The organism is Pseudomonas fluvialis (assembly GCF_002234375.1).
GTDB lineage: Bacteria > Pseudomonadota > Gammaproteobacteria > Pseudomonadales > Pseudomonadaceae > Aquipseudomonas > Aquipseudomonas fluvialis.
Genome location: NZ_NMQV01000005.1, coordinates 195,022 through 207,541, shown reverse-complemented (window position 1 = coordinate 207,541; position 12,520 = coordinate 195,022). Strand labels below are relative to the sequence as shown.

The 12,520-nt window shown below is 63.7% G+C and carries 11 protein-coding genes; 3 read left to right on the top strand and 8 right to left on the bottom strand.

The window, feature by feature from the left end; all coding sequences use genetic code 11:
* From CFY91_RS04575 to dksA, 6 genes are all read right to left on the bottom strand, one after another.
* Positions 1–1,407, bottom strand: coding sequence for a polynucleotide adenylyltransferase PcnB (locus CFY91_RS04575; RefSeq protein WP_093985162.1), 1,407 nt, complete (start codon positions 1,405–1,407; stop codon positions 1–3).
* A 636-nt stretch (positions 1,408–2,043) separates the two neighbouring features.
* Entirely contained in the window at positions 2,044–3,453 is a 1,410-nt protein-coding gene (locus tag CFY91_RS04570; protein WP_093985161.1) for a sigma-54-dependent transcriptional regulator, read from the bottom strand.
* A gap of 43 nt (positions 3,454–3,496) precedes the next feature.
* A complete protein-coding gene (locus CFY91_RS04565; RefSeq protein ID WP_093985160.1) occupies positions 3,497–6,445 on the bottom strand; it encodes a sensor histidine kinase in 2,949 nt (982 codons plus the stop codon).
* Positions 6,429–6,605 (bottom strand): hypothetical protein, encoded by a 177-nt coding sequence (locus tag CFY91_RS04560; RefSeq protein WP_093985232.1) that lies wholly within the window; start codon positions 6,603–6,605, stop codon positions 6,429–6,431. The genes CFY91_RS04565 and CFY91_RS04560 overlap by 17 nt, the downstream gene beginning before the upstream one ends.
* Positions 6,606–6,683: 78 nt before the next feature.
* Complete coding sequence (gene gluQRS, locus CFY91_RS04555; RefSeq protein ID WP_093985159.1) at positions 6,684–7,568, bottom strand: tRNA glutamyl-Q(34) synthetase GluQRS; 885 nt, start codon at positions 7,566–7,568, stop codon at positions 6,684–6,686.
* Positions 7,569–7,660: 92 nt separating this feature from the next.
* Complete coding sequence (gene dksA / locus CFY91_RS04550) at positions 7,661–8,104, bottom strand: RNA polymerase-binding protein DksA (protein WP_093985158.1); 444 nt, start codon at positions 8,102–8,104, stop codon at positions 7,661–7,663.
* A gap of 192 nt (positions 8,105–8,296) precedes the next feature.
* On the opposite strand from dksA, the gene CFY91_RS04545 reads away from it, so the two are divergent.
* Both CFY91_RS04545 and sfsA read left to right on the top strand, forming a co-directional pair.
* Complete coding sequence (locus CFY91_RS04545; protein ID WP_093985157.1) at positions 8,297–9,478, top strand: pyridoxal phosphate-dependent aminotransferase; 1,182 nt, start codon at positions 8,297–8,299, stop codon at positions 9,476–9,478.
* Complete coding sequence (gene sfsA, locus CFY91_RS04540; protein WP_093985156.1) at positions 9,468–10,178, top strand: DNA/RNA nuclease SfsA; 711 nt, start codon at positions 9,468–9,470, stop codon at positions 10,176–10,178. Before CFY91_RS04545 ends, sfsA begins: the two co-directional genes overlap by 11 nt.
* An 11-nt stretch (positions 10,179–10,189) precedes the next feature.
* Here the strand turns inward: sfsA and yjgA are convergent, their stop codons facing one another.
* Complete coding sequence (yjgA, locus tag CFY91_RS04535; RefSeq protein ID WP_093985155.1) at positions 10,190–10,711, bottom strand: ribosome biogenesis factor YjgA; 522 nt, start codon at positions 10,709–10,711, stop codon at positions 10,190–10,192.
* Positions 10,712–10,795: 84 nt separating this feature from the next.
* Between yjgA and pmbA the strand changes: the two genes are divergently transcribed.
* Positions 10,796–12,142, top strand: coding sequence for a metalloprotease PmbA (gene pmbA / locus CFY91_RS04530; RefSeq protein WP_093985154.1), 1,347 nt, complete (start codon positions 10,796–10,798; stop codon positions 12,140–12,142).
* A gap of 102 nt (positions 12,143–12,244) precedes the next feature.
* On the opposite strand, the gene CFY91_RS04525 is transcribed toward pmbA, so the two are convergent.
* A complete protein-coding gene (locus CFY91_RS04525; RefSeq protein WP_093985153.1) occupies positions 12,245–12,517 on the bottom strand; it encodes an HPr family phosphocarrier protein in 273 nt (90 codons plus the stop codon).
* Between the last annotated feature and the right edge of the window lie 3 nt (positions 12,518–12,520).

Genomic DNA, 12,520 nt, shown 5'->3' with positions numbered 1-12,520 from the left:
TTACTCGCCTGCCTGCTCGCTACGTGGCCCGCGTCGCCGCTTGCCGCCACGGCGACGTTTGCGTGGTGCGGCACTGGCGGGCTCATCTGGCGTGGCACTGTCGCGCTGGCCTAGCTGGCGAATCATCTGGCGCCGCTGGCTGTCGCTGGCCTCCTGGTAGAGCGTCCACCATTCGCCCAGGCCATCGGTCTGCTCGCCGGCACTTTCGCGCAGTAGCAGGAAGTCGTAGCCGGCGCGGAAACGCGGATTCTCCAGCAACAGGTCGGCACGCTTGCCGCTGCGCCGAGGCAGGCGTTCCTGCATGTCCCAGATTTCCCGCATGGGGATGGTGAAGCGCTTGGGTACGGCGGTGTGCTTGCATTGCTCGATGACCAGTTCCTGAGCCGCATCCTGCAAGGCCACGCTGGCCGGCAGGCCGCGCTCCTGCAGTTGTGCCGCGCGCGGTGCCAGTGCCGGCCAGAGCAGGGCGGCGAACAGGAAGGCCGGGGTGACCGGTTTGCCCTCGGCAATCCGCTGGTCGGTATTGATCAGTGCCTGGCGAATCAGTGCCTCGCTGTAGCGCGGGTTGCGCTGCAGCGCCTTGGCGCTGGCCGGGAACAGCGGGGCGAACAGGTCGTACTGGCAGAGCAGGTCGAAGGTGATCTCGGCCTGGCCACTGAGGAACAGCTTGAGTACTTCCTCGAACAGTCGTGCCGCCGGAATGTCGCGCAACAAGGGGGCGAGGCGGCGAATCGGGGCTGCGGTGTGCCGCTCGATGTCGAAGTCCAGCTTGGCGGCAAAGCGTACCGCGCGCAGCATGCGTACCGGGTCTTCCTGGTAGCGTTGCTCGGGGTTGCCGATCAGGCGAATCAGCTGATTGCGAATGTCGTGGACACCATGCGCGTAGTCGAGGATGCGCTCGCTGCCCGGGTCGTAATACAGCGCGTTGATGGTGAAGTCGCGGCGCTCGGCGTCTTCTTCGAGGGTGCCGTAGACGTTGTCGCGCAGGATGCGTCCGCTTTCGTGATGCGCCGACTGCTGGTTGTCGGGGCGTGCCTGCTCGACATGGCCGGCGCGGAAGGTCGCTACTTCGATGATTTCGCGGCCAAAGTGCACGTGCACCAGCTTGAAGCGCCGGCCGATCACCCGGGCATTGCGAAACGCCGCGCGTACCTGTTCCGGGGTGGCGCTGGTCGCTACATCGAAGTCCTTGGGGGGCAGGCCGAGCAGCAGGTCGCGCACACAGCCACCCACGGCATAGGCCTGGTAACCGGAGTGCTGCAGTCGTTCGATCACGCTCAGCGCGTTACGACTGATCTGCTGGCGCCCCAGCGGATGCTGGCGCTTGCTGAGCACCAGCGGCGTGGTGCGTGGATGGGGCTGGCGTTTCCGTGGTGAACGCAAAGACTGGATCAGCTTTTTCAGCATGGGGGGCACTGTGTGGCGAATGAGGCGGCCGTTTACAGGCTTGACCGCAGAAGTGCCGCGGATTCTAGCACCGCTCGCCGGCAGGGTGAACGAAGTGGGTAGTCCAGGAAGCACAAGGGGGAGCCTAGGCTCCCCCTCAAATCACTGCGTGCTCTATTGTTATTATTGTCGTGGGCTTGCTTTTCTTGTTGTTTGACCCGGTCCCACTGGCTTGTGACCTGGGACAGCCCTCAGATCGAGGGGTAAGAGCAAACGGATTGCTTTGGTCGCTGGTGGGTCTCGGAGCCAAGGCTCTTTGCAGTTCGGGCGCTGCCTTGAGGCAGTTTTATTGTTCTCGGACTGCTGCCGGGATTCCCCGGCCGACCAACCCTCTCCAAAAGAATCAGTTAGCTGCGCCTCCGCCTTGTTGTTCTTGTTGTGCTGGAGTCGTTGCGTGTTGTTCTTGTTATGGGTGTGCGGTTCTTCTTGTTGTTGTGCCTGATATAAAGCATTTGCTGTGCCAGTTTTTGTTTTTTCTTTTAAAACAATGAGTTATGTTTTTTCCATTGCTGAATGAGCATAAAAAAACCGGGGCCTCGTTACCGTAAGCCCCGGTTCTGTTACGTCTCGGCCTGTGGGTAACAGGCTGGTTGCGGATTATTCGCTGCCCGCTGCGCTCTTGCGGCGCGGAATACCCAGGCGCTGGCGGCGCTCCCACAAGCACTTGCGGCTGATGCCCAGCTTGCGGGCCAGTTCGGTCTCGGTCATGTGATCCTGGTGCTCGAGCACGAAGTGCTGGAAGTAATCCTCCAGCGACAGGTCTTCACTGGGCTCCAGGCTGACGGCGGCCGCGCTGTTGGCGAAAGGATCGCCGTCGACTTCGAGATCCGGCTCGATATCGATACCCAGCAGTTCGGTGGAAATCTGCGGGCCTTCGCAAAGAATCACCGCGCGTTCAATGGCGTTCTCCAGTTCCCGCACGTTACCCGGCCAGCTGTACTGGCGAATCGCCTGTTCAGCTTCGCTGGCAAAATGCAGTGGTTCACGCTCCATGCGCTGACATTGCCGGGCGAGGAAGGATTGTGCGATTTCCAGCACGTCATTGCCGCGTTCGCGCAGCGGGGGGAGGCGCAGAGATATCACATGCAGCCGGTAGTAGAGGTCTTCGCGGAACTGGCCGATCTTCGACAGGGCCTTGAGGTCGCGGTGGGTCGCGGCGATCAGGCGCACATCGACTTTCTGTGACTGTACTGAACCGACCCGGCGGATCTCGCCTTCCTGGAGCACCCGCAGCAGGCGGGCCTGCGCCTCCAGAGGCAGTTCGCCGATCTCGTCAAGGAACAGGGTGCCACCATCGGCGGCCTCGACCAGGCCGGCCCGGCCGGCGCTGGCTCCGGTAAAGGCGCCTTTTTCATGGCCGAACAGCTCGGATTCGATGAGGGTTTCCGGAATGGCGGCGCAGTTCACCGAAATCAGTGGCGCTTTGGCTCGCCGTGACAGGTTGTGCAGGGCGCGTGCCACCAGTTCCTTGCCGGTGCCCGACTCGCCCTGGATCAGTACGTTGGAGTCGGTGGGGGCTACTTTGCGAATCTTGTTGTACAGCTCCTGCATGGGCGCGCAGGAACCGATGATGCCCAGCTCGCCAGTGGCCTGGCTGGGCGGTGTGCCAGTGGGCGAGGAGGACTGTTCGACGCTGGTTGGGCCGCGCTCGACGCGCTGGCGTTCGCTGAGGATACGCGCCACGGCCTGGAGCATTTCGTCGTGGTCGAAGGGTTTGGCGATGTAATCGACGGCACCCATTTTCATCGAGTCCACGGCCGAACGCAGACTGGCATAACTGGTCATGATCAGCACCGGGGTGCCCTGGGCCAACTTGATCAGTTCGGTGCCGGGCGCGCCCGGCAGGCGCAGGTCACTGACCACCAGGTCGAATCCGGGGATGTTGAAGCGCTCCTGGGCTTCCTGTACCGAGCCTGCCTCGCTGACCTGATACTGGTTGCGCTCCAGCAGACGGCGCAGGGCCGAGCGGATGATGGTTTCGTCTTCGACGATGAGGATGTGTGACATCAATGCGTTTCTCTCGACGGTCTGGCGGCCTGGTTACGGCCTGCTAGTTCGCTGGGGACGTCGTGTCGACATGGCGCGGCAGGCTGATCCGCAGGCGTGTGCCACGCCCGCTGTGCGGATCGACCGGGCTGTCGATGCTGATCTGTCCATAATGCTCTTCCACGATTGAATAGACCAGCGCCAGGCCGAGCCCGGTGCCTTTGCCAGGGTCCTTGGTGGTGAAGAAGGGCTCGAAAACCTGCTGGCGAATCGCCTTGGGAATCCCGCTGCCCTGATCTTCCACCAGCCACTCCACGCTGTGCTCGCTGGCCTGGCTGCTGATGCGGATCAGTCCGCCGGCGGGAGAAGCATCGCGGGCGTTGCTCAGCAGGTTGATGATGACCTGCGCCAGGCGTTGCGAGTCGCCATCCACCCAGTGTTGTGGGTCGCACTGGTTGCGGAATTCGACGTCCACGGCATGTCGGTTGAGCGAGAGCAGGGCAATGGCTTCCTCGGTGACTGCGGCCAGGCACACCGGCTCGCTGCTTTGCTGGCGGCCGCCGGCATGGGCAAAGTTCATCAGCGACTGGACGATGCGTGACACCCGGCGGGTCTGCTCGATGACTTGGCTGCTGATTTCGTTGATCTCCGCATCGCCCTCCCGCTCTTCACGCAGGTTCTGCGCCAGGCAGGCGATGCCGGTAATGGGGTTGCCGATTTCATGGGCCACGCCGGCGGCCAGGCGGCCAATGCTGGCTAGTCGCTCGGAGTGGGCCAGGCGATCTTCCAGCAGACGGGTTTCGGTGACGTCCTCGACGAGGATTACCAGGCCGCTGTTGCCGGGAGCCAGTGGTTCCTCAATGGCCGCCTTGTGCAGGTTCAGCCAGCGTGCCTGGCCATCGACACTCAGGCGCTGCTTGTGGCGGTGCGGCTCGCTCTGTCGGCTGAACTCTTCCAGCAGGTTGCGCCAGGGCGCTTCCAGGCTGCCCAGCCGCGAGCCGACCACGCGTTGCGCAGATATTCCGGTGAGTTGCTCCAGGGCGCGGTTCCACATGAGGATTTCCTGGTCCTTGGCCAGTGAGCAGACCCCCATGGGCAGTTCCTGCAGGGTTTGCCGGTGGTAGCGGCGCAGGCTGTCCAGTTCAGCGGCCAGGCCGGTGAGGCGCGACTGATAGTCCTCCAGGCGGCTTTCAATGAAGTGGATGTCTTCGCTGACGTAGCTTTCGCTGCCGGATTTGTAGGGCAGGAAGGTTTCGATCATGTCCTGTGCCACGCTGGGCCCCATCAAGCCGGACAGGTTGGCTTCCAGGCGGTCGCGCAGACGGCGCAGGGCGTAGGGGCGGCGCTCGTCGAACGGCAGTTGCAGGTCCTGCAGGGCCTGCTCGACTTCGCGCTGAGCGGTGATGGCGCCCAGTGGCTTGCTCAGTTGCGCAGCGAATTCCTGCGGCGAATTGGCCAGCAGTTCGCGTCGCTGCGGGCGACGAACGTTATCCACGGTGCAGGCGTCGGCGGCGCTTTGTTCCTCGGCGCTGCTGCGGCTGAACAGCGAAACCAGGGTGAACACCGTGACGTTGGCGGCCAGTGAGGCGATGGCGGCGAGGTGCCAGTTGTTACTGTCCAGGTGCAGGGTGTAACCGGCCAGGTGCAGGCTTTGCAGTTCAGTGATCAGCGGCAGCAGCATGCTGACCAGCCACAGGGCGATGCCGGTGAGCAGGCCGGCGATGAAACCGCGGCGATTGGCGCTGGGCCAGTAGAGAACGGAGAGCGTGGCGGGGAGAAACTGTAGTGTGGCCACGAAGGCGACGATGCCCAGGTTGGCCAGGTCCTGTTCGGCTGCCAGCAGCAGGTAGAAGCCATAGCCGGCCATGATGATGGCAATGATCAGCAGGCGACGTGTCCATTTCAGCCAGCGATAGATGTTGCCGCCAGCAGGTGGCTGGTACAGCGGCAGCACCAGGTGATTGAGCACCATGCCGGACAGTGACAGGGTCGAGACGATGATCAGGCCGCTGGCGGCAGACAGGCCGCCGACGTAGGCGACCAGGGCCAGCAGATCATTATCCAGTGCCATGCCCAGGCCCAGGGTGAAGTATTCCGGGTTGGTGGTAGCGCCCAGGCGCAGGCTGGCCCAGAGGATCAGCGGTACCGCCAGGCTGAACAGCAACAGCAGCAACGGCAGGCCCCAGCTGGCGCTGACCATGGCGCGTGGGTTGAGGTTCTCCGTGAAGGTCATGTGATACATGTGCGGCATGACGATGGCCGAGGCGAAGAACACCAGCAGCAGGGTGCGCCATGGTCCCTCCTGCAGGGGCGTGTGCAATTCGCTGAGGCTGGCTTGGTTCTGTTGTAGCCAGACCTGCAGTTCCTGCGGGCCGTCGAACACGCCATACAGCGCATACAGGCCAATGGCGCCCAGGCAGAGCAGCTTGACCAGCGATTCGAAGGCAATGGCGAAGACCAGTCCCTGGTGTTTCTCGCGGGTGGCGATATGGCGTGCGCCGAACAACATGGTGAACAGCGTGATCAACGCACAGAAACCCAGGGCAAAGCGCTCCTGCAGTGGTTCGCGGGTGAGGATGCCTACCGAGTCGGCGACGGCCTGGATCTGCAGGGCCAGCAGCGGCAGCAGGCCGAGCAGCATGAACAGGGTGGTCAAAGCGCCCGCCCAGCTACTGCGAAAGCGGAAGGCGAACAGGTCAGCCAGCGAGGACAGCTGGTAGGTGCGGGTAATGCGCAGGATCGGGTAGAGCAACACTGGAGCCAGCAGGAAGGCACCGGACACCCCGAGAAAGCTGGCCAGGAATCCATAGCCGTACTGGTAGGCCATGCCTACGGTGCCGTAGAAGGCCCAGGCACTGGCGTAGACCCCCAGTGACAGGGTGTAGGTCAGCGGATGACGCATGATCCAGCGCGGAATCAGGCCACGGTCGCTGATCCAGGCAACACCGAACAGGGTTAGCAGGTAGAGGCAACTGATCAGGATCAGTTGGCCGAGGTCAAAGCTCGTCAGCATCGCGTTGGCTCTGCAGGATAAGGGTTACCACGATGAGGATCAGCCACAGCAGGTAGGGGCGATACCAGGCGCCGCTGGGCTCGATCCACCAGTCCATGATGGCTGGAGAGAACAGGTAGATGCCGACCACCAGGATCAGCACAAGGCGATAGATGTACATGACGAGCGATGAGTCTCAGGCAGCAGGCTGCCAGTTATAAGCGCTGGGCTTCGGCTTGGCGAGTGCTGCGTGGCGTCGTCACGGCAATTGTGCTTCGGCCAGGCTCGCGCAGCGTGGAATGCGCGCCGCCTGCCAGTGCGTGATGGCCCAGCGCATCACCTCGTGCGGCATGGCGTCGTGCAGCGCTCCGGGAGGCTGCTGGCCGAGCGCACGCAGGGCGCGCAGCAGCAGGGGGGCAGCCTGTTGCGCGGGCAGCGGTGGCGAACGGTAGCGCTTGCCCAGCTTCTGTCCGTCCGGCTGGATGATCAGCGGAACGTGCAGGTAGCGCGGTTGCGGCAGGCCGAGCAGTTGTTGCAGGTAGAGTTGGCGTGGCGTGGAATCGAGCAGGTCGGCGCCGCGCACGACATCGGTCACACCTTGCCAGGCGTCATCCACAACCACTGCCAGCTGGTAGGCGAACAGGCCGTCGCGGCGGCGAATGATGAAATCGCCGGCCTCTTGCAGTGCCTGGCTGAACATACCCTGCACGCGATCGGTGAAGTGGTAGGTGCAGTCCGGGACACGCAGGCGGATGGCTGTACCCTGTAGGGCATGACCGGCTGCGCGGCAGGTGCCGGGGTAACGGCCGGCATGGCCTTCCAGTTGCTTGCGCGAGCAGGTGCAGGCATAGGCCAGGCCACGTTCCAGCAGCTGTTCGACAACCGCGGCGTAGGCCGCCAGGCGCTGGCTCTGGTAGAGCACCTGACCATCCCATTCGAAGCCGTAGTCTTCCAGGGTGCGCAGGATGGCCGCCTGCGCGCCGGGCATCTCGCGGGGTGGGTCGAGGTCCTCCATGCGCAGCAGCCACTGGCCGCCGGCATGGCGGGCATCCAGGTAGGAGGCCAGGGCGGCGACCAGCGAGCCGAAGTGCAGATAGCCGCTGGGCGTCGGGGCGAAACGCCCGATGTAGGCAGAGTCGGTCATGGCGTGCAGGCTACTGGCTGTGGCAGATACATGCCAGTCTGCAAAATGCCGACGGGGCGCCTTGGCGCCCCGTCGTGCTGCAGCGAGTGGCCTCAGGAGCCGAGCTGCTTTTCCTTGATTTCCGCAAGGGTCTTGCAGTCGATGCACAGGGTCGCTGTCGGACGGGCTTCCAGGCGGCGGATGCCGATTTCGACGCCACACGAGTCGCACCAGCCGTACTCGTTGTCTTCGATCAGTTGCAGGGTTTCGTCAATCTTCTTGATCAGTTTGCGCTCGCGGTCGCGGGCGCGCAGTTCAAGACTGAACTCTTCTTCCTGGCTGGCGCGGTCGGCCGGGTCGGGGAAGTTGGCGGCTTCGTCCTGCATGTGATGCACGGTGCGATCCACTTCCTGCATCAACTCAAGTTTCCACTTGTTGAGGATGTCGGTGAAGTGGGCGCGCATGGCCTCGCTCATGTACTCCTCGCCCTTCTTTTCTTTGTAGGGTTCGAAGCCACGAATCAGTTGGCTGTTTTGTTGCTTTGCTTTTGTGGCCATGGATGGCTGCCTCTCACTTGCTCTAATCCATCGCGCAGGGGCGTGTCCCTTGCTCGCGGTGCGAGCCCTGCGGCTGCGAGCGGGCGAACTTACCAGAAGCCTAGCAACGATGCCACTCCCGCATGTCGCACGTGCTGCCGCTTTGGCAGGCCTTGGGTACAATCGCGTGTTTTATCCTTGAAGGATAGGCCAATGGCCCGGATTTACAGTGCGCGCAGTCGCGCCATCGAACCTTTCCATGTCATGGCGCTGTTGGCGCGTGCCAACCAGTTGCAGGCGGCCGGGCATGATGTGATCCATCTGGAGATCGGCGAACCGGACTTTTCCACGGCCGAGCCGATTGTGCGTGCCGGCCAGGCGGCGCTGGCCGCCGGGCACACCCGCTACACCGCGGCCCGCGGCCTGCCGGCGCTGCGCGAAGCAATTGCCGGTTTTTATGCGCAGCGCTACGGGGTGTCGGTCGACGCCGAACGCATCCTGATTACCCCCGGTGGCAGCGGTGCCTTGTTGCTGGCCGCTGCCTTGCTGGTTGATCCGGGCAAACACTGGCTGCTGGCTGATCCGGGCTATCCCTGCAACCGGCACTTCCTGCGGCTGGTCGAGGCGAGTGCGCAACTGGTGCCGGTCGGTCCGCAGCAGCGCTACCAGCTGGATGCAGGCAGCGTGGCACAGTATTGGAATGCCGACAGCGTCGGGGCTCTGGTTGCTTCGCCCGCCAACCCGACCGGCACCCTGTTGCAGGCAAACGAGCTGGCCGCGCTGTCCGGCGCGCTGAAAGCGCGTGGCGGGCATCTGGTGGTGGATGAGATTTATCACGGCCTGACCTACGGCTGCACGGCCGATACGGTGTTGCAGGTGGATGACCAGGCGTTTGTCCTCAACAGCTTTTCCAAGTATTTCGGCATGACCGGCTGGCGTCTCGGCTGGCTGGTGGCGCCTGACGATGCGCTTGGCGAGTTGGAGAAACTGGCGCAAAACCTCTATATCAGCGCGCCGAGCATCGCCCAATATGCGGCGCTGGCCTGCTTCAGCGATGAAAGCCAGGCGATTTTCGAGCAGCGTCGCCAGGCCTTTGCCGAGCGCCGCGACTACTTGCTGCCTGCGTTGCGCGAGCTGGGTTTTGCCATCGCGGTAGAACCGCAGGGGGCGTTCTATCTGTATGCCGATGTTTCGGCCTTCACCGACGATGCCTTTGCCTTCTGCCGCTATTTTCTCGAAGAGCAGCATGTGGCCTTTACCCCGGGGCTGGATTTTGGCCAGCACCTGGCGAGCCGGCATGTGCGTTTTGCCTATACGCAAAGCCTGCCGCGTCTGGAACAGGCGGTCGAGCGGATTGCCCGCGGTCTGCGTCAGTGGTCAGGTCATGCACTTTGATCCGCCCTTGCAGGAAGCGCGCCTGCTGCGCCGTTACAAGCGCTTCCTGGCCGATGTCGAGACGCCGCAGGGCGAGTTGCTGACCATCCACTGCGCCAACACCGGCTCGATGCTCAACTGCCAGGGCGAAGGTGCTCGTTTGTGGTTCAGTCGCTCGCAGGACCCCCGACGCAAGCTGCCGGGCACCTGGGAACTGGTGGAAACCCCGCAGGGGCGCCTGGCCTGTGTGAATACCGCGCGCGCCAATGCGCTGGTGGAGGAGGCGCTGCTGCAGGGGGTGATCAGTGAGCTGGCAGGCTTCACCCGGCTGCGTCGTGAAGTGCCGTTTGGCGAGGAAAACAGCCGCGTGGACTTTTGTCTGGACTACCCCGGCGGGCCGGCCTATGTCGAGGTGAAGAGCGTCACCCTGGGCTTTGCCAACAGCCCGTTGGCGGCTTTTCCCGATGCGCGCAGCGTGCGGGCCTGCAAGCATCTGCGCGAGCTGGCGCGTCTGGCTCAGCAAGGCGTACGGGCTGTGCAGCTGTACTGTGTCAACCTCAGCGGGGTCGATGCTGTGCGGGTCGCCGAGGAAATTGATCCCGCGTATGCCGCCGAGTGCCGCCGAGCGCGGGACGCCGGGGTCGAGTTCCTGGCCTATGCCAGCCACCTGGATGTACAGGGTGTCTGGCTGCGCGAGTCTCTGCCGGTGTCCTGCGCTTAGGCTGGGGGCCTTCAGCGCAAGCCGCGCTGGCGCTCGTCGAGTTCGCGGATGTACTTGAAGACCTTGCGTGCGGCGGCCGGTGGCTTGTTGTGGGCCGCTTCATGCTGGGCATGGCGGATCAGCCCGCGCAGGTGCTGGCGGTCGGTATCCGGGTAGTCGCTGACGAACTGTTCGAGGGTCTGGTCATCGCCATTGAGCAGGCGGTCACGCCAGCGCTCCAGGGCATGGAAGCGTTCGTTGTATTCGCGGGTGGAGGCGTCCAGCTGGTCGACCAGCGCGCGAATCGCCTCGACATCAGCGCTGCGCATCAGTTTGCCGATGTATTGCAGGTGGCGTTTGCGGGCAATATGCGCATGGTGCTTGGGGGCGTCGAGCAATGCCTTGTGCAGGGCGTCGCTGAGTGGCAACTTGGCCAGCATGTCGGGCGTCAGGGTGGTCAGGCGCGCGCCCAGCTCCTGCAGTTCGTGCAGTTCGCGCTTGATCTGGGATTTGCTCTTCTCGCCAGAGAAGTCGTCATCGAAAAAATCGGCCATGGGCAGGGTCCAGTGGGAAACCTGCCCATGATAACCAGTCCGGCAGCGCTTGTCCGAGCGACTGCCGGGTAGTGGAGTAAGGCAATGAGTGCAGTGCAAGGGGTAGGGCCGCAAGCTCAGCAACAGCTGGCCGAGCAGGTCGAACAGATTATCGATGAGGCGCGCCGGCAGGGCGCCAGTGCCTGCGAGGTGGCGGTGTCGCTGGAGCAGGGGCTGACCACCAGTGTACGCCAGGGTGAGGTGGAGACCGTTGAGTTCAATCGTGACCAGGGCTTTGGCATTACCCTCTATCTAGGGCAGCGCAAAGGTTCGGCGAGCACCTCGGCCAGCGGCACAGAGGCCATTCGCGAAACCGTGGCCGCCGCGCTGGCGATTGCCCAGCATGCCAGCGAGGATGACTGCGCTGGCCTGGCCGACGCGGCGTTGATGGCCCGCGAGCTGCCCGACCTGGATCTTTACCATCCCTGGTCGATCGAGCCTGAGCAGGCCATCGAGCTGGCCCTGCAGTGCGAGGCCGCAGCGTTTGCCCATGATCCGCGCATCCGCAATGCCGATGGCAGCAGCTTGTCCAGTCACCAGGGCTGCCGGGTCTATGGCAACAGTCACGGCTTCATCGGCGGCTACACCAGCAGCCGGCACAGCCTGAGCTGCGTGATGATTGCCGAGCAGGCCGGGCAGATGCAGCGTGACTACTGGTATGACGTGAACCGTCGCGCTGAGCGCCTGGAAAGCCCCGAGCTGATTGGTCGGCGTGCTGCTGAACGGGCGGTTCGGCGTCTGGGTGCGCGTTCGGTGCCGACCTGCGAGGTGCCGGTGCTGTTTGCCGCCGAATTGGCTGGTGGCCTGTTTGGTCATCTGCTGGCGGCGATTTCCGGTGGCAACCTGTACCGGCGCTCCTCGTTCCTGGTGGATGCATTGGGCCAGACGCTGTTCCCGGAGTGGATGACCATCGATGAACGCCCGCGGCTGCCGGGTGGACTGGCCAGTGCGGCGTTTGACGGCGATGGTCTGGCCACCTACGACAAGGCGTTCATTGAGCAGGGGCGTCTGGTCTCCTACGTGCTGGGTACCTACTCCGGGCGCAAGCTGGGCATGCCCAGCACCGCCAATGCGGGCGGTGTGCACAACCTGTTCGTCAGCCATGGCACGGATGACCAGGCCGCGCTGCTGCGGCAGATGGGGCGTGGCCTGCTGGTCACCGAGCTGATGGGGCAGGGCGTGAACTTGGTGACCGGTGACTATTCGCGGGGAGCGGCAGGCTTCTGGGTGGAAAACGGCGAGATCCAGTTCCCCGTCGAGGAAGTGACGATCGCCGGAAACCTGCGCGATATGTTCCGCCAGATAGTCGCGGTGGGCGCTGATCTGGAGTGGCGCGGCAATGTGCGTAGCGGTTCGCTGCTGATCGAACGGATGACCGTGGCGGGCAGTTAAGAGCAGGGTGTAAACACCAGCCCTGCACTGCACATCGCGGCGGGGCTTGGTTGCTCAGGCGGGCCGTGGACGGGCCGTTGATGTGCTTGCGACGTGCAGTCGCTATTCGCCTTCCTCGAAGAAGTCCTCGATCAGCGCGCACAGCGCGTCCAGCGCTTCTTCGGCCTGTTCGCCTTCACCATGCAGGCGTAGCGGCGTGCCCTTGCCGGCCGCCAGCATCATTACCGACATGATGCTTTTGCCATCCACCAGGCTGCTGTCGCAGCGCCCCAGGCGAATCTGGCAGGGGAAACGATTGGCCACGCCGACGAACTTGGCCGCGGCGCGGGCATGCAGGCCGAGCTTGTTGATGATGGTGATGTCGCGCGCGGGCATGGG